This window comes from Duganella sp. 1224, from assembly GCF_013408245.1.
Classification (GTDB): Bacteria; Pseudomonadota; Gammaproteobacteria; order Burkholderiales; family Burkholderiaceae_D; genus Rugamonas.
In genome coordinates this window covers 1,758,220-1,779,470 of sequence record NZ_JACBYS010000001.1, presented here as the reverse complement: position 1 = coordinate 1,779,470, position 21,251 = coordinate 1,758,220, and the positions used below count along the sequence as shown (strand labels likewise).

Below are 21,251 nucleotides of genomic sequence, written 5' to 3'. Positions count from 1 at the left end.
CGGAAGATGACATCATGAAAACCACACACCTCACTCCTTTGCTGGCGCTGCTGCTGGCCGGCGCCACCGGCCTGGCCCAGGCCCAGCACGCCAAGCTCGACGCCGGCCTGTCCGACCTGGTCGACCAACTGAAAACCCCGGCCGTAGCCCGCCAGGCGGTGGTCGCCGGCCCGCAAGCCACGCATGAAGGCCTGACCGACAGCAACGGCCGCGTGCTGGTCGACCTGTATCTCGACGGCCAGCGCCCGCTGGACGCCGTGGTCGCCAGCCTGCAGGCCGCCGGCGCCCAGGTCACCGGCGTCAACGCCGCCTTCCGCCGCGGCGCCGTGTCGGCCTACGTGCCGCCCAACCAGATCGAGGGCCTGGCCGCCACCGCCGGCCTGCGCGTGATGAAGCTGTCGCTGCGCCCGCAACGCAACGTCGGCGTCACCACCTCGCAGGGCACCAAGGTGCTGCACTCGGACGCGGCCAACGCCGCCGGCATCACCGGCACCGGCATCACCGTCGGCGTGCTGTCCGATTCCTACGACGGCTCGCCGGCCAGCTTCACCACCATCCGCGCCGCCAACGACATCGCCAGCGGCGACCTGCGCACGCCCAAGTTCGTGATTGACCTGGTCGACCGCGGCAACACCGACGAGGGCCGCGCCATGATGCAGATCGTGCAGGACGTCGCTCCCGGCGCCGACCTGTGCTTCGCCACCGCCTTCGCCGGCGAGGCCGCCTTCGCCGACAATATCCGCACGCTGCGCACCCACCCGAGCTGCCGCGCTGACGTCATCGTCGACGACGTGTTCTACTACGACGAGCCGTTCTTCTCGGACGGCCAGGTGGCGCAGGCGGTCAACGACGTGGTCACCAGCACCACGCTGGCCGGCAAGCCGGTCAGCTACTTCTCGTCGGCCGGCAACCAGGGCGCGGCCGGCGGCGGCGGCGCCATCGACGTGCCCAACGCCACCTTCTCGACCACGCCGGCCAACCTCGGCAACATCAACCTGGCGTCGGTGAGCACCTGCAGCAGCTCGCCGGTGAGCGGCTCGACCAAGGCCAACGTCGGCGGCGGCTGGCTCGACTTCGGCGGCGGCACCTATGTCACCCGCGTGAACTACACGCCGACCGGTTCGCGCATGGTGATGCAGTGGGACGACCCGTTCTACGCCGGCGCCGTCAGCACCGACCTCAACCTGTACTTCTTCAACGACAGCGGCACCTGCGTGTTCACCTTTGCCAGCAACAACCTGGCCACCGACAACGGCATGGAGTACATCAGCCTGAGCGGCGGCGCCGGTCTGAGCTCGCTGCGCATCATGGTCGGCCGCACCAGCGCCGGCGCGCATACCGCCAGCCGGGTGCGCTTGGTCAACTTCGACGGCTTTGACGGCGGCCCGTTCGACGTACGCACCAGCCCGGTCACCTTCGGCCACAGCGCCGCCGTCAGCGCCAACAGCGTGGCGGCCTACCGCTACACCAACCCGGTCACCCAGGTGGCGCCGTACAAGCCGGTGCTGGAGCCGTTCAGCAGCCCGGGCCCGGTGGTGATCGCGCTGGACGCCGACGGCAACCGGCTGCCGGTGGCCGAGCAGCGCAAGAAGCCGGACATGGCGGCGCCGGATGGCGGCGACACCACCTTCTTCTATCCGGGCCAGGATTTCGAGGGCAACGGCCGGCCGAACTTCTTCGGCACCAGCGCGGCCGCGCCGCACGCCGCCGGCGTTGCCGCGCTGCTGCTGCAAAAGGCCGGCGGTCCGGGCAAGCTGACGCCGAAACAGGTCAAGAGCCTGCTGCAGACGTCGGCGCCGGCGCGCGTGCCGCCGTATTCGCCGGCCGGCACCGCCGCCACCAGGACCTGGAGCCTGTATGACGGCTTTGGCCTGATCGACGCCACCGCCACGCTGAACAAGCTGCCGTGAGCGCGCGGCCGTCCCGCTGAAGCGACCGGCGCCCCAGTGGCGCCGGTTTTTTTTATACTGTCGGTTGGACGAGACGGGAGGCCGGGATGAAAACTTTACGGATGGGCGCCGGCGAGGTGCCGGCGCTGGGGCAGGGCACATGGAACATGGGCGAACGCGCGGCCCACAGGCGGGACGAGGTGCGCGCGCTGCAACTCGGGCTGGACCTCGGCCTGACGCTGATCGACACCGCCGAAATGTACGGCGAGGGCGGCGCCGAAGAAGTGGTGGGCGCCGCCATCGCCGGCCGCCGCGACGACGCCTACATCGTCAGCAAGGTCTACCCGCACAACGCCAGCTACGACGGCGTGCGCGAGGCCTGCGAACGCAGCCTGCGCCGGCTCAACATCGACAGCATCGACCTGTACCTGCTGCACTGGCAGGGCCACCACCCGCTGGCCGAAACCTTCGACGGCTTTGAAGCGTTGAAGCAGGCCGGCAAGATCAAGGCCTGGGGCGTCAGCAATTTCGACCTGGAGAACATGGAGGAGGCGCTGACCTATGGCGCGCCGGCCACCAACCAGGTGCTGTACAACCTGATGAAGCGCGGCATCGAGTTCGACCTGCTGCCGTGGGCGCGCCAGCGCGGCATGCCGGTCATGGCCTACTCGCCGCTGGAAACCCAGGGCCGTGAACAGGCCGCGCTGCTCGGCCATCCCGGCCTGAAGGCGGTGGCCGCCGCCCATGGCGTCACGCCGGCGCAGATCGCGCTGGCCTGGGTGCTGCACCAGGATGGCGTGATCGCTATCCCCAAGGCCGTCGATCCTGTACACTTGCGCGCCAACCGCGCCGCGGCCGACATCGCGCTTTCCGCCGATGATCTGGCCGCACTGGACCAGGCATTTCCGCCACCGCGCCGCAGGCGCGCGCTGGATATGCGTTAACAGATAACTAACTATGCTCAACCGACTGAAGCAGCTGTTCTCCCCGAAGGACATCAGCAACCACATTCTGCTCAACGCCTACTGCACCGTGGGCGACGCGCCCCGGCCGGCGTTCCCGCACGTGCTGAACGGCCGCCGCGACCTCAAGGACCCCGAACTGGCGCCGCACCTGAACGGCTTCATGCACTATCTGGCCGAGCAGAACGGCGGCCAGATGACGCGCACCCGCTACCACGTCATCCGCCACCTGCAGCGCGTGCAGCAGCACCTGAGTTTTGCCGTCGATCCGGCCGACATGGCGCAGTTCCACGCCTGGGCGGAGACGGCCAACGCGCTGTTGTTCATGCAGGACGGCACGGTGCGCGATCCGCAGGGGCGGGTGCTGCTGGCCGCCGACGGCACCGATGGCCTGGTGGGCGCGGGCGGCGCCGCGATCCCGTATCCGCCGCAGGCCTGGCAGCGCAAGGCGCGCAGCGAGGCGCAACTGGCCGCGCGCCAGATCAGCGTGCCGGCCGACCTGCCGCCGCTGGTGTCCGAGCCGGAGCTGCGCCTGCGCGCGCCGGAGGACATCCTGCGCCGCATGCTGGCGCTGTTCGTGGTTGCCATCCGCGCCGAGTCGCTGAACAGCAAGACGCCGATTACCGTGGCCGACCTGCGGCAGCGTTTCCCGCCGGCCTTTGCCGCGCTGAGCGATGCCGAACGCGCCTTCCTCGACCAGGACGCGCCGGCCGGGCAGGACGTGACGCGCTTCCTGTGGCGTTACGAGGCCATCCTGGTGCTGCAATGGGCGCTCGGCCTGCAGGAGTCGCTGCCGTTCCCGGACGCGATCTGCGACGTGGCGTCGATCTCCAGCACCGTCATCGAGCGTGGCACCGAAGGCCTGCGCAAGCAGCCGGTGGCGCGCGCGGCCGGCGAGATTCTCGACGCGCTGGACCTGCACTATCGCCTGCACTGGGTCAGCCGCCAGGCCATCCTGAAGAAAACGCCGGTGCCGGCGGGCCTCAACGACGGCGTGCTGCAGGAGCGCCACCATGCGCTCAACTGGCTGGTGCGCTTCGAAGACCGCGACTGGGACGACGTCGACACCCCCACCTGACCAGGAGAATCCGCCGTGCGCCTTCCGCCGCTTCCCCCCGTTCCACGCAGGCCACGGCCGGCGGTCCGCGCCATGCTGGCGTGGGCCGGCCTGACGCTGGCCGTCGTCGCGCACGCCGCCGTCGAGCGCATCGAGGTCGTCGAACGGGTGCCGTTCGCGCCGGGCGTCAGCTTTGGCGATTACGGCGCGTATGAAAAGATCCGCGGCGTCGCCTACTACGCGCTGGACCCGAAGGCGCCCGCCAACGCCGCCATCGTCGACCTGCGCCGCGCGCCGCGCGACCGGCGCGGGCGGGTGCTGTTCTCCAGCGAGTTCGTGCTGCTGCGGCCCACGGTCGCGCAGCCGACCACCTTGCTCTACGATGTGAACAACCGCGGCAACATCGCCATTCTCGGTCAGGTCAACGGCCGCAGCCCGGCCCACAACGATCCCGCCACCGCCGCCGACGCCGGTGACGGCTTCCTGATGCGGCACGGTTTCTCGCTGCTGTTTTCCGCCTGGACCTGGGACGTGGCGCCGCAGCCGGCCGGCGCCCGGCCGCTGGTGTTCGCGCCGCCGGTGGTCAGGGGCGTCAAGGGCAGGGTGCAGAACGAATTCACCGTCAACGCGCCCGCTGATATCGCCACCTACGCCGGCATGCGCGGCCTGACCTACGAACCGGCCACGCCCAATGATCCGCATGCGCAGCTGACCCGGCGCGCCCGTCCCGACGACGCGCGCCGCGAGATCCCGCGCAGCGCCTGGCGCTTTGTCGCGCCCGAGCAGCCGGGCGGCGCCGGCCGGGTGCAGCTGGACGGCGGCTTCCAGCCCGACACGCTCTATGAACTGAGCTATGTGGCGAAAGACCCGTATGTCACCGGCGCCGGCCTGGCCGGTATCCGCGACCTGCTGTCCTACCTGCGCGACCACCCGTTTGAGGGCGCGCCGGCGCCGCGCAATGTGCTCATGTTCGGCATCAGCCAGTCCGGCCGCGTCATCGGCCGCATGCTGCACGATGGCCTCAACGTTGACGAGGGCGGCCGGCTGGCCTTCAACGGCGCCTACCTGCAGGTGCCGGGCGCCGGCGGCTCGGCCGGCTTCAACAGCCGCTTCGCGCAGCCGACGCGCCATCCGTCCATGCTCGAGGAGCACGACTATCCGGCCGACGCCTTCCCGTTCACCAGCGCGCCGTCGCGCGACCCGGCCAGCGGCCGGACCGCGTCCACGCTGGACAAGGCGCGCGACCGGCAGGGGCAGCTGCCCAAGCTAATTTACGCGAATACCTCCACCGAATTCTGGAACCGCGGCGCCTCGCTGATCGCCACCACGCCGGACGGCGCGCGCGACGTGGCGCCGGCCGACAACGTGCGCCTGTACGGTTTCATGGGGGCGCAGCACTACGTCGGCCGCTCCGGCAAGCGGGCGCCGTTCACCGCCTGCGTCTCGACCAGCGACCATTACCTGCCGATGCGCGCGCTGATCGTGGCGCTGGACGAGTGGAGCGTCAGCGGCAAGCCGCCGCCGCCCAGCGCTTATCCGGGCCTGGCCGACGGCACGCTGACCACGGTGGCCGATTACCGCGCCATCTTCCCCAACGCCGTCGGCCTGACGCCGCCGGCGCAAAACCTGCGCGAGCCGCGCCTGGACTTCGGCCGCCGCTTTGCCGCGCAGGGCATCGCCGACATCGTCCCGCCCCGGCATGGCGACGATTACGAAACACTGGTGCCGACGCCGGACGCCGATGGCAACGACAGGGGCGGCGTGCGGCTGGTGGAATTGCAGGCGCCGCTCGGCACCCACACCGGCTGGAACCTGCGCGCGCCGGACACCGGCTTTGCCTGGGCCACCTCGCGCTTCGACGGCAGCTTTGTGCCGTTCGCCCGCACCGAGGCGGAACGCGCGGCGGCCGGTGATCCGCGCCCCAGCCTGGCGGCGCGCTACGCCACGCGCGACGCCTACGTGGAGGCCGTGCGCGCCGCCGCCGCGCGGCAGGTTGCCGCCGGCCTGCTGCTGCCGGAGGATGTGGAGCGGACGATGCGTGAAAATGTCGGCCTGTACGACCGCATCATGGCGCGCGACCCGGCGGACCCGGGCTGCGGCTATCTGTTCCCTAGTTCAGGGCCTTCTGTTCCTGTACCAGGATAAACGGGCTGACCACGCAGGCCCACAGTTCGGCGTTGGCCTCCAGCCAGCCCTGGGCCTGCTGGTCGCTGACCTTGGCGATCAGGCCGGAGCTCATCCACTGGCTGATGTTGGCCTTGTCGTCGTGCGAGATGCGCACGGCCACGTCGACCAGGTCCAGCGAATTGGCGACCCACACCACGTTCCCCTGCGCGAAATGCTTGAGCAGCTCGGTCCACGGCAGGCGTGCCGTTTCGCGGTTGACTTTGTTGCGCAGTTCGAGGTCTTTTTCTGGTTTGGTTTGCATGTTAAATCACTTCTATCTTCGGCACGGGACTACCTTGCCATGTTAACCGATAGACCGCGCCTTTGCGAACATTGCCCACCAGCGCCGGGCGGAAGCAGGCCAGGTTGGTGCCGCCGGGGCGCCGCACGCTGGGGTAGATCACGCCCAGCGCGCCGCCCTCCAGCAGGCGCTCGGCCAGCGTCTGCGATGCGATGTAGCTGTCCGGCGCCAGGCAGTCCTCGTAGCGCGGCTGGTTGCGGATGTCGTGGAAGGTGGCGGTAAAGTCGGCCAGCATGCATTGATACTGCACGCTGTCGTCGAAGCGGTTGATCTCCGCGTACTCCACCGCCTTGTGGAAGCTGACTTCCGCCAGCGCCGTCTCAGCGTCGAAGGCGCAGTACCAGGCGCCGCGCCGGCCATCGTTGAAGCGGCTGCCCTGCGGATGCGCGTAGGTGAAGGCGGCGTTGACGATGCGGAAATTGGGCACGCCGAACACCAGTTCGTCGACATTGATGCCGGCCGCGCCGCCGTTCTGGGTGCGCAGGCGGGCGTTGGTGGCGTTATCGAGGTCGAACAGGTCGCGCAGGTGGGCGTCGCTGTCGGCCAGCGGCGCCAGCACGGAATCCTCCACGTCCGCGAAGCGGGAGGGCAGCAGACGGCAGGTGTCGAACTGGCGCAGCGTGGTTAAGGGCGGAACGAGGCTGACCGGCACTTACAGCCCTCCGCGACGGGCGTCCAGCAGCTGACGCACGGTTTGCATGGCGATCAGGCCGCCGCCCAGCATGTAGGCCAGCGGCGTGCGGCCCTCGAAAATCTGGTTGTTGTTGGGCAGGCTGACCCATTCATCGGCCAGCTTGTCGCCGTAGATGATGTGCAGCGCCTTGTAGATGCCCAGCAGGTAGGAAATGCGCGTGATGCAATCGACTTCCAGCGTGCGCTCGGGATTCTTTTTCCAGTCGTAATAGGCGCTGTTGGACAGGCCGCCGAGCAGTTGGCGCGCGTCCTCATCGCGCACCTTCCAAGTGGCGACCAGCTTGAAAAAGCCCTTCAGGGCGGACTTGGACAGCCGCTCGCGCTCGGCCTTGGCGTTCAGATCCACCAGTACGGTCGGTTCGAAGCGGCTGCGAGGGTAAGCATAGTTGAGCATAAATCCTCCGGTGATGGAGTTGTTATACTCCGTTTTCGGATAAAATGCAATCCGATTTCACTTACGCCGCCTCGGCGTGCTCGACCAGGAGTTGTACTTTTGTAACGCCGTTGTATTCGTTGGCGTCCAGCCGGAAGGCGACGCGGGCGCGCTCGCCCAGCGCGTCGGTATGGCCGAACCAGATGGCGTCGTAGCGGGCGCCGTTTTTCTCCAGCAGCAGCTTGAGGTGGCGCTCCTTCAGGATGCGCTGGCTGACCACGCGGAACTCGTCGCAGAACACCGGCGGCGCAAAGCCCTGGCCCCACACCTGGCCGTCCATCAGCTCGATGAAGGTGGTGGTGTAGTAGGCGTCCTCCAGCGGGCCGTCGGTTTCGATCACGCGTTCCAGCTGCGGCTTGCTCAGCCACGCGCGGCCGACTTCCTCGAAGGCCTGGGCGAATGCGTCGAAGGCGTCGGCGCGCAGCGTCAGGCCGGCCGCCATGGCGTGGCCGCCGAACTTGTCGATCAGCGACGGCGCCTTCTTGTACACCAGGTCGAGCGCATCGCGCAGGTGGAAGCCGGGGATGGAGCGCCCGGAACCCTTGATCCAGCCGTCGGCGCCGGGCGCGAAGGTGATGGTCGGGCGGTAGAACTTTTCCTTCAGGCGCGAGGCGACGATGCCGATCACGCCCTGGTGCCAGGCGTCGTCGAACACGCAGATGGTGCTGCGCTCGGCCGGCTCAAACGCGTCCAGGTGCAGCAGGGCGGTGTCCTGCATGTCGGCCTCGATCTCGCGCCGTTTCAGGTTGATCTCGTTGAGCTGCTGCGCCAGTTGCCAGGCGCGGCCCTCGTCGTCGGTGATCAGGCACTCGATCCCCAGCGACATGTCCTCCAGCCGGCCTGCCGCGTTCAGGCGCGGGCCGAGGGCGAAACCGAGATCGAAGGGATTGGCGTTGCGCGGCTCGCGCCCGGCCACGCGGAACAGCGCCGCCACGCCGGCGTGCATGCGGCCGGCGCGCATGCGCTTCAGGCCCTGCGCCACCAGGATGCGGTTGTTGGCGTCCAGCTTGACCACGTCGGCCACCGTGCCCAGCGCCACCAGGTCGAGCAGGTTGTCCAGCTTGGGCTGGGTCTGGGCGTCGAACACGCCGCGCTGGCGCAGTTCCGCGCGCAGCGCCAGCAGCACGTAGAACATCACGCCGACGCCGGCGATATGCTTGCTGGGGAAGCCGCACTCGGGCTGGTTGGGATTGACGATCACGCGCGCGGCCGGCAAGGTGTCGGCTGGCAGGTGGTGGTCGGTCACCACTACCTCGATGCCGCGCCGGTTGGCCTCGGCCACGCCATCGATGCTGGCGATGCCGTTGTCGACGGTGATGATGATGTCCGGCTGCTTCTCGCGCGCCGTCAGCGCAACGATTTCCGGCGTCAGGCCATAGCCGTACTCGAAGCGGTTGGGCACGATGAAATCGATCTGGGCGCCCATGGCGCGCAGGCCGCGCAGCGCCACCGCGCAGGCGGTGGCGCCGTCGCAGTCGTAGTCGGCCACGATCACCATGCGCTTGCGCGCGGCGATGGCGTCGGCCAGGAACACGGCGGCGGCGTCGATGTGCAGCAGGCCCGAGGGGGGAATCATCGCCGCCAGTTCGCTGGACAGCTCCTTCGGATCGCGCAGGCCGCGCGCCGCGTACAGGCGCGCCAGCACGGGGTGGACGCCGTTCTGGCGCAGCATTTCGGATTCGCGGAACGGGACGGAACGGGTACTAATGCGTGTCATGATTGCTTCAACAGGGGAGTCAGGGTCGGCTTGCGCCAGAATTTGCGCAGCGCCAGTCTGCTGGTGCTGACGGTGCTGGTGCCAAAGCGGTGGCTCAGCACCAGCCGCACGCCGCCGATGCGGCCGTCCTGCAGCGCGGCCAGCAGCGGCGCGAACCACTCCTGCTCCAGGCGTTGCACGCGCGCCAGCCAGTCGGCCCAGTCGCCGACCTGCGCCGGCGCGATCAGGTCCGCCAGCAGCGCCGCGCCGGGCTGGGCGATCAGTTGCGCGGCGCTAGCCTGGCGCGAATCCGGCGCCGCCAGCGCGTCCATCCACGCGGTGCCGCCCGCCACGGCCACGCGGCCAGCCGGCGCGGCCGGACCGGCGCCGCCCCACAGCCAGCAGGAATTCACCGGCTGCAAGCCGCGCGCCTGGCGCGCCTCGTTGATCGGGTGTTCATGCCACAGCATCTGCACCTCGTTCTGCAGCTTGCGGAAGGCGCGCGCGTGCTCGCCCTCGGGCAGCCAGTCGCCCATGCTCTGGGTGGTGGCGGCGTCCGGCGAGGCGGTGCTCAGGCCGGCCCAGTCGTCGGCGCGCAGGAACCACAGGCCGGGCGCGCCGTGCAGCAGCGGCTTGCCGATATCGTCGAAATACGGCCGGGCGATGTCGTACAGCCCGCGCGAATCGGCCTCGCCCAGTTGCAGACCGCGCAGGTCGGTCAGCAGGAAATGGGTGCGCGAGATTTGCACATAGGCCGGCTGCAGCAGGAACCAGTGGCCCTGGCTGGCTTCGGCCGCCAGTCCGCAGCCGCGCATGCAGGCGGTGGCAAAGGCACCGTCGGCGCCCAGGCCGAGCGTGTCGCCGAGCCAGGCCTCGTGCGGCAGCACCCGGCTGTCGTGGTTGAACACCTGGTATTGCAAATCGCTGTGGCGGCCCAGCAGGGTGGCCAGCGCCGGCGTTTCCAGGGCGCGCAGCAGGTCGTTGGCCAACTCCGCCGGCGGCAGGCCAAAGGGCAGGGCAAGGGTAATCTCAGTCATCCCGAGATTGTAGGGCATCCGGGCTTCGCATGAATTAATTCTTTATAGAAACTTAAATTACGAAAAAACCACAACGATGAGAAAAAACTTAATTATCGTAAGTAAATGTTAGCTATAATTGCGACAACTTAGATGTCCGCTTGGCAATCACTCCAACACCGTGATGCCCGATTTAGTACCTCCTGCCACTGCCTACCCAACCCGCGTAGCAGCCGCGCCGGCCCGATTATCAATTCAAAAAATTATTATTCAAGGCCCAGAATGAGCTCGATCAGTCTTGCTACCACCATTCACATTTGCGAAGATACCAACGGTACTTTCGATGTGCGCGACCTGCTGGCCAGCGCCGGCTACACCGCCAGCACCACGCTGCGCATCAACGCCATGTCGGTCGTGATGCCGGACGGTACTATCGCCACCAAGGACACGCCGCTGTTCGGCAAGGTCGACGCCGACACCATCTACGTGCGTCCCGGCCAGTGGGCGGAAAACTACAACGGCAAGTTCGCCACCTTCGAGTTCGTGCTGGACCAGGGCCCCGGCGTTTCCAACAACATCACCCTCAGCCTGCAGGTGGTGGTGGACCCGGTCAACGACGCGCCCACCGGCGCCGACAAGACCTTCAATCTGAGCAACGGCAACGCCATGGTGCTGGCGCAAGGCGACTTCGGCTTCGTCGACAAGGTCGAGCACGACGCCTTCAAGTCGGTCATCATCACCTCGCTGCCGACCGCCGGCAAGCTGACGCTGAACGGCGTGGCGCTGGCCGTGGGCGCGGAAGTGTCGGCCGACGACATCGCCGCCGGCAAGCTGGCCTTCGAGCCGAGCCAGACCACCTCGGGCAGCTTCGACATCGGCTTCAAGGTGCGCGACGCCGGTGGCCTGGTCGGCTGCGGCGCGGCCGACACCAGCGCCACGCCAAACTACCTGACCTTCAAGGTGCCGCAGGCGCACCTGGGCGATTTCGTGTGGGAAGACCTCAACGGCAACGGCGTGCAGGACAGCGGCGAGGCGGGCATCGCCGGCGTTACCGTGCAGCTGAAGGACGCTGGCGGCCAGGTGGTGGCCAGCACCACCACCGACGCCGCCGGCGCCTACCACTTCGACGTCAACGCCGGCACCTACTCGGTCACCGTGCAGGCCCCGGCCGGCTACGTGGCCACCCAGCAGGGCCAGGGCGGCAACAGCGCCGCCGACAGCGACATCAACGCCAGCGGCAGCACCGCGCCGATCGCGCTGGCGCCGGGCGAAACCAACAACAAGGCCGACGCCGGCCTGTACCGCCCGGTCTCGCTGGGCGACACCGTCTGGTACGACAGCAACCGCAACGGCGTGCAGGACAGCGGCGAAGCCGGCGTGGCCGGCGTCAAGGTCACGCTGCTGGACGCCAGCGGCAATCCGGTGGCCGGCGCCACCGCCACCACCGACGCCAGCGGCCACTACCAGTTCAGCAATCTAAAGCCGGGCAGCTACAGCGTGCAGTTCGACCAGACCACGCTGCCGGCCAACTACCTGTTCACCGCGCAGGGCCAGGGCGGCAACGCCGCCAAGGATTCCGACGCCGACGTCAGCACCGGCAAGACCGCGCAGGTGACGCTGAATTCGGGCGACAGCACCCAGCATTTGGACGCCGGCATCGTCATCAAGCAAGCCACCGTGGGCGACCGCGTGTGGGAAGACAGCAACGGCAACGGCGTGCAGGACGCCGGCGAGCAGGGCATCGACGGCGTGCAGGTGGCGCTGAAGGACGGCAGCGGCAAGGTGGTCAGCACGGTCACCACGCATGACGGCGGCCAGTACAGCTTTACCGTCGATCCGGGCACTTACTCGGTATCGGTCACGGCGCCCAACGGCTACGTGGCCACCGGCGCCACGCAGGGCGGCGACAGCGCTGCCGACAGCGACATCGACGCCGGCGGCAACACCGGCGCCATCACGCTGGCCCCGGGCCAGGTCAAGAGCGACATCGACGCCGGCTTCTACCGTCCGGCCTCGCTGGGCGACAAGGTGTGGCTGGATGCCAACCGCAACGGCGTGCAGGACGCGGGCGAAGCCGGCGTGGCCGGCGTCAAGGTGGTGCTGCTGGATGCCAGCGGCAATCCGACCGGCATCACTGCCACCACTGACGCCAGCGGCAACTACAGCTTCAACAACCTCAAGCCGGGCACCTACAGCGTGCAGTTCGACAAGGCCACGCTGCCGGCCAACTACGTGTTCACCACCGCCAGCCAGGGCGCGGCCGACACCGGCTCGGACGCCGACGTCAACACCGGCAAGAGCGCGCCGGTGACGCTGAACTCGGGCGACAACAACCATGACGTCGACGCCGGCATCGTGGTGGTCCAGGCCACCGTGGGCAACCGCGTGTGGGAGGACGCCAACGGCAACGGCGTGCAGGACGCCGGCGAGCAGGGCGTCGATGGCGCCACCGTGTCGCTGAAGGACGCCGGCGGCAACGTGGTCGGCACCACGGTCACCCATGACGGCGGCCAGTACAGCTTTACCGTGGATCCGGGCGCCTACACCGTGTCGGTGGCGCCGCCATCGGGCTATGTGTTCACCGGCGCCGGCAAGGGCGGCAACGGCGCGCTGGACAGCGACGTCAGCGCCACCGGCGACGCCAAGGTGACGCTGGCCTCGGGCGACGTCAACAACGACATCGACGCCGGCGTCTACCGCCCGGCCTCGCTGAGCCAGGTCGTGTGGTTCGACGCCAACCGCGACGGCCGCCTGAACAACGGCGAAACCGGCGCCGCCGGCGTCAAGGTCATCCTGCTGGACGCCAACGGCGTGGCCGTGCCGGGCGCGGTCGCCACCACCGACGCCGATGGCCACTACCAGTTCACCAATCTGGCGCCGGGCAAGTACAGCGTGCAGTTCGACAAGAGCAGCCTGCCGGATGGCTATGATTTCACCTCGGCCGCCCAGGGCGGTCCGGGCGGCGCCGGCTCGGACGCCGATACCGGCACCGGCAAGACCGCGCAAGTCACGCTGGCCTCGGGCCAGGACCTGACGCTGCGCGCCGGCCTGGTGGTGCAGCAAGCCACCGTGGGCGACCGCGTGTGGGAAGACAGCAACGGCAACGGCGTGCAGGATGCGGGCGAAGCCGGCATCGTTGGCGTCAAGGTCGATCTGAAGGACGAGAACGGCAACATCGTCAAGACCACCACCACCGGCGCCGACGGCAAGTACAGCTTTACCGTCGATCCGGGCAAGTACACCGTGTCGGTGACCGCGCCGGCTGGCATGAGCGCCACCGATCAGCACAAGGGCGCCGACGCGGTCGACAGCGACATCGACGCCAGCGGCCAGAGCGGCGTCATCACGCTGACCGCGGCGCAAGTCAACAACAACGTCGACGCCGGCTTCTACAAGGGCGCGACGCTGGGCGACAAGGTGTGGCTGGACGCCAACCAGAATGGCGTGCAGGACGCCGGCGAAACCGGCGTGGCCGGCGTCGGTGTGATCCTGCTGGACGCCGCCGGCAACCCGACCGGCGCCACCGCCACCACCGACGCCAACGGCAACTACAGCTTCACCAACCTCAAGCCGGGCACCTACAGCGTGCAGTTCGACAAGACCACGCTGCCGGCCAACTACCTGTTCACCGGCGCCGACCTGGGCGGCAACGACGCCAAGGATTCGGACGCCAACGTCAGCACCGGCAAGACCGGCCAGGTGACGCTGACCTCGGGCCAGGTCTACACCGACCTGGACGCCGGCATCGTCGCCGCCCCGGCCTCGCTGGGCGACAAGGTGTGGCTGGACGCCAACCGCAACGGCGTGCAGGACGCTGGCGAAACCGGCGTGGCCGGCGTCAAGGTCATCCTGCTGGACGCCAGCGGCAACCCGACCGGCGCCACCGCCACCACCGACGCCAACGGCAACTACAACTTCAGCAACCTCAAGCCTGGCACCTACAGCGTGCAGTTCGACAAGGCCAGCCTGCCGGCCAACTACGTGTTCACCACCGCCGGCCAGGGCGCGGCCGATACCGGCTCGGATGCCGATGTGGTCACCGGCAAGAGCGGCCAGGTCACGCTGGGCGCCGGCGAGAACAACCATGACATCGACGCCGGCATCGTCATCAAGCAAGCCACCGTGGGCAACCGCGTGTGGGAAGACAGCAACGGCAACGGCGTGCAGGACGCCGGCGAGCAGGGCGTCGATGGCGCCACCGTGTCGCTGAAGGACGCCGGCGGCAACGTGGTCGGCACCGTGGTGACCCACGATGGCGGCCAGTACAGCTTTACCGTCGATCCCGGCACTTACACCGTGTCGGTGGCGCCGCCGTCGGGCTATGTGTTCACCGGCGCCGGCAAGGGCGGCAATGGCGCGCTGGACAGCGACGTCAACGCCAGCGGCAGCGCCAAGGTCACGCTGGCGCCGGGCGACGTCAACAACGACATCGATGCCGGCGTCTACCGTCCGGCCTCGCTGAGCCAGGTCGTGTGGTTCGATGCCGACCGTGACGGCCGCCTGGACAACGGCGAAACCGGCGCCGCCGGCGTCAAGGTCATCCTGCTGGACGCCAACGGCGTGGCCGTGCCAGGCGCGGTCGCCACCACCGACGCCGATGGCCACTACCAGTTCACCAATCTGGCGCCGGGCAAGTACAGCGTGCAGTTTGACAAGAGCAGCCTGCCCGCCGGCTACGATTTCACCTCGGCCGCGCAAGGCGGTCCGGGCGGCGCTGGCTCCGATGCCGACACCGGCACCGGCAAGACCGCGCAAGTCACGCTGGCTTCCGGCCAGGACCTGACGCTGCGCGCCGGCCTGGTGATCCAGCAAGCCACCGTGGGCGACCGCGTGTGGGAAGACAGCAACGGCAACGGCGTGCAGGACAGCGGCGAAGCCGGCATCGTCGGCGTCAAGGTCGACCTCAAGGACGCCAGCGGCAACATCGTCAAGACCACCACCACCGGCGCCGACGGCAAGTACAGCTTCACCGTCGATCCGGGCAAGTACACCGTGTCGGTGACCGCCCCGGCCGGCATGACCGCGACCGGCCAGCACAAGGGCGCGGACGGCGTGGACAGCGATGTCGACGCCAACGGCCAGAGCGACCAGATCACCCTGGGCGCCGGCCAGACCAACAACAACGTCGACGCCGGCTTCTACAAGGGCGCGACGCTGGGCGACAAGGTGTGGATGGACGCCAACAAGAACGGCGTGCAGGACGCCGGCGAAACCGGCGTGGCCGACGTCAAGGTGATTCTGCTGGACGCCGCCGGCAACCCGACCGGCGCCACCGCCACCACCGACGCCAACGGCAACTACAGCTTCACCAACCTCAAGCCGGGCGCCTACAGCGTGCAGTTCGACAAGGCCACGCTGCCGGCCAACTACGTCTTCACCGGCGCCGACCTGGGCGGCAACGACGCCAAGGATTCGGACGCCAACGTCAGCACCGGCAAGACCGCGCAGGTGACGCTGACCTCCGGCCAGGTCTACACCGACCTGGACGCCGGCATCGCCGCTGTCCCGGCCAAGCTGGGCGACCTGGTGTTTGAGGACAAGAACGGCAACGGCGTGCAGGACGCCGGCGAAGCCGGCATCGGCGGCGTCACCGTGCAGCTGAAGGACAGCACCGGCAAGGTGGTGCAGACCACCACCACCGGCACCGACGGCAAGTACAGCTTCACCGCCGATCCGGGCAGCTACACGGTGTCGGTCACGGCGCCGTCCGGCTACAGCTTCACCGGCAAGGACGTCGGCGGCGACGACAGCGTCGACAGCGACTTCGGCAGCAACGGCCAGAGCAGCGCCATCACCCTCAAGGCGGGCGAGATCAACACCAGCGTCGACGCCGGCCTGTACAAGCTGGGCAGCATCGGCGACCGCGTCTGGCTGGACGCCAACAAGAACGGCCTGCAGGACAGCGGCGAAACCGGTGTCTGCGGCGTCAAGGTGATGCTGCTGGATGCCGACGGCAAACAGGTCGGCGCCACCGTCACCACCGACGCCAACGGCAACTACCAGTTCAGCAACCTCAAGCCGGGCAACTACACCGTGGTGTTCGACAAGGCCTCGCTGCCGGAAGGCATGGCCTTCACCAGCGCCAACGTCGGCAGCAACGACGCCATCGACTCCGACGTCAGCGCGGCCGGCGTGTCGCACGTGGTCAAGCTGACCTCGGGCCAGACCGACAAGACGGTGGACGCCGGCGTGCTGGCCGCCGCCACCATCGGCGACCGCGTGTGGATCGACAAGAACGCCAACGGCATCCAGGATGACGGCGAAAGCGGCAAGTCCGGCGTCACCGTCGAACTGCGCGACAGCACCGGCAACGTGGTCAAGACCACCACCACCGACAGCAACGGCAACTACAAGTTCTCGGTGGAAGCCGGCACCTATTCGGTCGGCATCAAGGCGCCGAGCGGCTTCCTGATCACCGCCAAGGACCAGGGCAGCAGCGGCGCCACCGACAGCGACGCCGACGCCAGCGGCAACCTCGGCGCGGTCACCGTGACCGCCGGCCAGAACGTCACCAGCCTGGACGCCGGCCTGTATCAGAAGGCCGAAGTGGGCGACAAGGTCTGGTACGACACCAATGGCGACGGCATCCAGCAAAGCGGCGAGGCCGCCGCCCGCGGCGTCACCGTCACGCTGCTGAACGAGAAGGGCGCCGCCGTGGCCACCGCCACCACCGACGCCAATGGCCTGTACTCGTTCAGCGACCTGATGCCGGGCAAGTACTCGGTCAAGTTCAGCGCGCCGGACGGCTATGTGTTCACCAAGCAAAATCAGGGCAGCAACGACAGCGCCGATTCGGACGCCGACGGCAACGGCGTGACCAGCCAGTTCACGCTCAGCTCCGGCCAGGTCGACAAGACCCGCGACGCCGGCCTGGTCAAATCGGCCAGCATCGGCGACCGCGTGTGGGAGGACAGCAACTACAACGGCGTGCAGGACAGCGGCGAGAAGGGCGTCGATGGCGTCACCGTCAAGCTGTACGACGCCGTCAGCGGCGCGCTCAAGGGCACCACCGTCACCCATGACGGCGGCCAGTACCTGTTCGACGACCTGCAGGCCGGCAGCTACAAGGTGGAAGTGGTCAACGGCAGCGGCTGGTACTTCACCAAGGGCGGCCAGGGCAACGACGCCAGCGATTCCGACATCACCAGCATTTCCGGCAGCAGCGGCAAGACCGACGCGATCACGCTGGCCACCGGCCAACACCTCACCACCGAGGACGCCGGCATCTACCGCAAGGCCAGCATCGGCGACAAGGTGTGGCGCGACGCCAACCACAACGGCATCCAGGACAGCGGCGAGGAGGGCATTGGCGGCATCAGCGTGTCGCTGTTCGACGCCGTGACCGGCAAGCAGATCGGCTCGACCATCAAGACCGATGCCAACGGCAACTACAAGTTCAGCGACCTGAATCCGGGCAATTACTACCTGGCGTTGGACAAGACCGACGTCAAGGTCTACTTCGCCTCGGACAAGGCTACCTACAACATGAGCACCTGGAAGTGGGGCCTGAAGAACGTCGGCAGCAATGATGCGATCGACTCGGACGTGATCGGCGACGCCAAGAACCTGGTCAACACCACCAAGACCGACACCATCACGCTGACCTCGGGCAAGAACGACATGAGCTGGGATGCCAGCATCACGCCGATCGCCATTGACCTCAACGGCGACGGCATCCACACCATCGCCCGCCAGGACATGACCGGCAGCTTCGACCTGCTGGGCACCGGCAAGGCGATCCAGTCGGGCTGGCTGTCGAAGAACGACGGCTTCCTGGCCATCGACAAGAACGGCAACGGCCAGATCGACGACATCGGCGAACTGTTCGGCGGCGCCAGCAAGGGGTCCGGCTTCGCCAAGCTGGCCAGCTACGACAGCAATGGCGACGGCGTGGTCAACGCCAAGGACGCGCAGTTCGCCAGCCTGCTGATCTGGCAGGACGCCAACAGCAACGGCAAGACCGATGCCGGCGAACTGATCAGCCTGGGCCAGGCCGGCATCGTCAGCCTGACGGTGGCGCACACCGAGCTGCCGTTCCTGGACGCCAACAACAACCTGCACCTGGAGCGCAGCAGCGTCACGCTGAGCAACGGCAAGACCGCTGACATGACCGACGTCTACTTCAACGTCGCCGCCAGCGACGCGGCCGCCGCCGGCATCCAGGCCCCGACCATCGCCGACCTGATGCAAGACAGCGCGCCGGCAACCCAGCAAGTCCAGCTGGTCGGCCAATGCCCGGCCGTCCACGCCTGATTCACCTTATTACTGACAGAGAGAGAAAATATGAACATCCAATTCGCACTGAAAGCCGCCGTCGTTGCCGCTACCCTGGCGTTCAGCCAGGCCAGCCACGCGATCAACATCGAATCCCAGTCGGCCACCATCTACCAGAACCAGGGCTCCAGCATTTTTGGCATGACGGCCACCACGATCGAACCTTGGAATGTGGTGAATGGCAGCAGCAGTATTCTGGCGTTCTGCATCGACCCATTCACCTGGGGTATCCCATCGGTGAAGAACTACCAGGCCGGCGCCTACGCGCCCAGCAATGCGGTGCGCAATCTGTACGAGAGCTCGTACAGCAAGATCTACGTGAACGGTGTCTACGATGAGTACAAGGCGGCGGCATTCCAGCTGGCGCTGTGGAGCATGACCAATCCGGCCAACAGCATTGTGCTGGCCGAGACCGGCGGCGTATTCGACGGTAACGACGCCATTTCCCATGACGCCAACGCCTGGGTGCAAGACGCTAACAATTATCAGTTCAATGGCGTGGCCCACTACGCCTACACGGAATACAAGAGCCTGGACCACAGCTCGCAGACCGTGCTGGCCGTAACGGCCGTGCCGGAAGTGGAAACCTGGGCCATGCTGGCCGCCGGCCTGGGCCTGGTGGGTGTTGTAGGCCGCCGCAAATCGAAAAAGAGCGAACCATTCGCCGCTTAAGAAGATCTTAAGATCGTCCGCCGCGCCCGCAGCCTCCGCTGCCGGCGCGGCTTTTTTATGGGCGGAAAGTTCGGTGTTTCACCCATGAAAGTGCGTTTGTATGGCACACTGCGGGCTTATTCGGTTTGATCCCACCCGGAGCCTATGAGTATAGTCAAGAATCTGCCGTTTGAATGGCTGGTTGGCCTGCGCTACACGCGCGCCGGCAAGCGCAGCGGCCGCAATAGTTTTATCTCGTTCATCTCGCTGATCTCCATGGCCGGCATCGGCCTCGGCGTCGCCGCGCTGATCGTGGTGCTGTCGGTGATGAACGGCTTTCAGAAGGAAGTGACGGACCGCATGCTGTCGGTGCTGGCCCACGTGGAGATCTTCGACAACCGCGGCGCCATGCCGGACTGGCGCCAGGAAGCCGCCGACGCCCGCAAGAACCCGGAAGTGATCGGCACCGCGCCGTTCGCCGAAACCCAGGGCATGCTGGTGCGCGACGACGTGCTGCGCCCGGCCATCGTGCGCGGCGTGCTGCCGGCGGAAGAGCCGCAAGTGTCGGACGTTGCCAGGCAGACCAAGCGCGGCAGCTTCAACGCGCTGCAGCCGGGCGCGTACAATATCGTGCTGGGCATCGAGCTGGCGCGCGCGTTGCGCGTCAACCTCGGCGACAAGGTGACGCTGGCGCTGGCCCAGGGCCAGCCGACGCCGGCCGGCGTGCTGCCGCGTCTGCGCTCGTTCACCGTGGTCGGCATCTTCGAGGCCGGCCACGCCGAGTTCGACTCGTCGCTGGCCTTCGTGCACCTGACCGACGCCGAAAAGCTGCTGCGCATCGACGCCCCGGCCGGCCTGCGCCTGCGCCTGAAGGACATGCACCGCGCGCCGGAAGTGGCGCAGGAGCTGAAAAAATCGATGCCGGGCGACCTGTTCGTGCGCGACTGGTCCAAGCTCAACGCCAACTGGTTCGCCGCCGTGCAGACCGAGAAGCGCATGATGTTCATCATCCTGACGCTGATCATCGCGGTGGCGGCGTTCAACCTGGTGTCGACGCTGGTGATGACCGTGACCGACAAGCAGGCCGACATCGCCATCCTGCGCACGCTGGGCGCCTCGCCGCCGTCGATCATGAAGATCTTCATGATCCAGGGTGCGCTGGTGGGCATCCTCGGCACCATCATCGGCGTCGGCCTGGGCGTGCTGGTGGCGCTGAACATCGACGTGATCGTACCGTTTATTGAACATTTATTGGGAGTGCAGTTCTTGTCCAAGGATATCTACTACATCAGCACCGTGCCGTCGGACCTGCGCTGGCCGGACGTCTTCAAGATCGGCGGCGTGGCCGTGGTCCTGGCGTTTGTCGCCACCCTGTACCCGAGCTGGTGGGCGGCCCGCGTCAAACCTGCGGAGGCGCTGCGCTATGAGTGAACCCGTCGTCCTGTCCTGCCGCAACCTCGGCAAGACCTTTACCCAGGGCTCGTACTCGGTGCAGGTGCTGGCCGGCATCGACCTCGACGTGCGGCGCGGCGAGCGCGTGGCCATCGTCGGCGCCTCCGGCTCCGGCAAATCGACGCTGCTGCACCTGCTGGGCGGCCTCGATACGCCGACCCAGGGCAGCGTGACCCTGCAAGGCAAGGACTTCGCCAGCCTGAGCGAAACCGCGCGCGGCGACCTGCGCAACACCTCGCTGGGCTTCGTCTACCAGTTCCACCACCTGCTGCCGGAATTCAGCGCGCTGGACAACGTGGCCATGCCGCTGATGATACGCCGCGCCAGGCGCGACGAGGCTCAGTCGGCCGCGCAGCAGGTCCTGCAGCGCGTCAACCTGGGCAAACGCGTGACGCACGTGCCGGGCGAGCTGTCGGGCGGCGAACGGCAGCGCGTGGCGCTGGCGCGCGCGCTGGTCACGCAGCCGGCCTGCGTGCTGGCCGATGAACCGACCGGCAACCTCGATCACGCCACCGCGCAGCAGATTTTCGACCTGATGCTGGAACTGTCGCGTACCCTCGGCACGGCCTTCGTCATCGTCACCCACGACATCGAACTGGCGCGCCGTTGCGACCGCGTGCTGCGCATGACCGACCAGGGCCTGCAGCCGGACCAGGCATAA

At 67.7% G+C, this 21,251-nt stretch carries 13 protein-coding genes; 8 read left to right on the top strand and 5 right to left on the bottom strand.

What is annotated here, in order from left to right:
- Positions 1-14 precede the first annotated feature (14 nt).
- The 4 genes from FHW58_RS07875 (at position 15) to FHW58_RS07860 (ending at position 6,053) form a co-directional block, all read left to right on the top strand.
- Positions 15-1,910, top strand: a complete 1,896-nt coding sequence (locus FHW58_RS07875; protein WP_179672488.1) for a S8 family serine peptidase — start codon at positions 15-17, stop codon at positions 1,908-1,910.
- Positions 1,911-1,996: 86 nt separating this feature from the next.
- Positions 1,997-2,833 carry an aldo/keto reductase gene (locus tag FHW58_RS07870; RefSeq protein WP_179672487.1) on the top strand — a complete coding sequence of 279 codons (837 nt, stop codon included), beginning with the start codon at positions 1,997-1,999 and terminating at the stop codon, positions 2,831-2,833.
- A gap of 13 nt (positions 2,834-2,846) precedes the next feature.
- Positions 2,847-3,929 carry a DUF4272 domain-containing protein gene (locus FHW58_RS07865; RefSeq protein ID WP_179672486.1) on the top strand — a complete coding sequence of 361 codons (1,083 nt, stop codon included), beginning with the start codon at positions 2,847-2,849 and terminating at the stop codon, positions 3,927-3,929.
- Between the two features lie 72 nt (positions 3,930-4,001).
- Positions 4,002-6,053 (top strand): alpha/beta hydrolase domain-containing protein, encoded by a 2,052-nt coding sequence (locus tag FHW58_RS07860; RefSeq protein WP_179672485.1) that lies wholly within the window; start codon positions 4,002-4,004, stop codon positions 6,051-6,053.
- Here FHW58_RS07860 and FHW58_RS07855 read toward each other — a convergent pair.
- From FHW58_RS07855 to FHW58_RS07835, 5 genes are all read right to left on the bottom strand, one after another.
- Positions 6,019-6,336, bottom strand: a complete 318-nt coding sequence (locus tag FHW58_RS07855) for a DUF2288 domain-containing protein (protein WP_179672484.1) — start codon at positions 6,334-6,336, stop codon at positions 6,019-6,021. The two genes, FHW58_RS07860 and FHW58_RS07855, sit on opposite strands and share 35 nt — an antisense overlap.
- A 1-nt stretch (position 6,337) precedes the next feature.
- Positions 6,338-7,027, bottom strand: a complete 690-nt coding sequence (locus tag FHW58_RS07850) for an RES family NAD+ phosphorylase (protein WP_179672483.1) — start codon at positions 7,025-7,027, stop codon at positions 6,338-6,340.
- Positions 7,028-7,462 (bottom strand): antitoxin Xre/MbcA/ParS toxin-binding domain-containing protein, encoded by a 435-nt coding sequence (locus tag FHW58_RS07845; protein WP_179672482.1) that lies wholly within the window; start codon positions 7,460-7,462, stop codon positions 7,028-7,030.
- 61 nt (positions 7,463-7,523) lie between these two features.
- Positions 7,524-9,218: a single-stranded-DNA-specific exonuclease RecJ gene (gene recJ / locus FHW58_RS07840; protein ID WP_179672481.1), complete on the bottom strand. Its 1,695-nt coding sequence runs from the start codon at positions 9,216-9,218 to the stop codon at positions 7,524-7,526.
- Positions 9,215-10,234 (bottom strand): hypothetical protein, encoded by a 1,020-nt coding sequence (locus FHW58_RS07835; protein WP_179672480.1) that lies wholly within the window; start codon positions 10,232-10,234, stop codon positions 9,215-9,217. Before FHW58_RS07835 ends, recJ begins: the two co-directional genes overlap by 4 nt.
- Before the next feature lie 261 nt (positions 10,235-10,495).
- On the opposite strand from FHW58_RS07835, the gene FHW58_RS07830 reads away from it, so the two are divergent.
- From FHW58_RS07830 to lolD, 4 genes are all read left to right on the top strand, one after another.
- Complete coding sequence (locus FHW58_RS07830; protein WP_179672479.1) at positions 10,496-18,466, top strand: SdrD B-like domain-containing protein; 7,971 nt, start codon at positions 10,496-10,498, stop codon at positions 18,464-18,466.
- Between the two features lie 30 nt (positions 18,467-18,496).
- Positions 18,497-19,159: a PEP-CTERM sorting domain-containing protein gene (locus FHW58_RS07825; RefSeq protein WP_179672478.1), complete on the top strand. Its 663-nt coding sequence runs from the start codon at positions 18,497-18,499 to the stop codon at positions 19,157-19,159.
- Positions 19,160-19,303: 144 nt separating this feature from the next.
- Complete coding sequence (locus FHW58_RS07820) at positions 19,304-20,569, top strand: lipoprotein-releasing ABC transporter permease subunit (RefSeq protein ID WP_179672477.1); 1,266 nt, start codon at positions 19,304-19,306, stop codon at positions 20,567-20,569.
- On the top strand, positions 20,562-21,251 hold the full coding sequence (lolD, locus tag FHW58_RS07815; RefSeq protein WP_179672476.1) for a lipoprotein-releasing ABC transporter ATP-binding protein LolD: 690 nt from the start codon (positions 20,562-20,564) through the stop codon (positions 21,249-21,251). Before FHW58_RS07820 ends, lolD begins: the two co-directional genes overlap by 8 nt.

Bases quoted from the DNA above. Each gene is read 5' to 3' on its own strand.
- FHW58_RS07860 (WP_179672485.1), top strand. From the start codon at position 4,002: ATGCTGGCGTGGGCCGGCCTGACGCTGGCCGTCGTCGCGCACGCCGCC.
- FHW58_RS07845 (WP_179672482.1), bottom strand. From the start codon at position 7,462: ATGCTCAACTATGCTTACCCTCGCAGCCGCTTCGAACCGACCGTACTG.
- FHW58_RS07820 (WP_179672477.1), top strand. From the start codon at position 19,304: ATGAGTATAGTCAAGAATCTGCCGTTTGAATGGCTGGTTGGCCTGCGC.
- lolD (WP_179672476.1), top strand. From the start codon at position 20,562: ATGAGTGAACCCGTCGTCCTGTCCTGCCGCAACCTCGGCAAGACCTTT.
- FHW58_RS07870 (WP_179672487.1), top strand. From the start codon at position 1,997: ATGAAAACTTTACGGATGGGCGCCGGCGAGGTGCCGGCGCTGGGGCAG.
- FHW58_RS07865 (WP_179672486.1), top strand. From the start codon at position 2,847: ATGCTCAACCGACTGAAGCAGCTGTTCTCCCCGAAGGACATCAGCAAC.
- FHW58_RS07855 (WP_179672484.1), bottom strand. From the start codon at position 6,336: ATGCAAACCAAACCAGAAAAAGACCTCGAACTGCGCAACAAAGTCAAC.
- recJ (WP_179672481.1), bottom strand. From the start codon at position 9,218: ATGACACGCATTAGTACCCGTTCCGTCCCGTTCCGCGAATCCGAAATG.
- FHW58_RS07835 (WP_179672480.1), bottom strand. From the start codon at position 10,234: ATGACTGAGATTACCCTTGCCCTGCCCTTTGGCCTGCCGCCGGCGGAG.
- FHW58_RS07830 (WP_179672479.1), top strand. From the start codon at position 10,496: ATGAGCTCGATCAGTCTTGCTACCACCATTCACATTTGCGAAGATACC.
- FHW58_RS07825 (WP_179672478.1), top strand. From the start codon at position 18,497: ATGAACATCCAATTCGCACTGAAAGCCGCCGTCGTTGCCGCTACCCTG.
- FHW58_RS07875 (WP_179672488.1), top strand. From the start codon at position 15: ATGAAAACCACACACCTCACTCCTTTGCTGGCGCTGCTGCTGGCCGGC.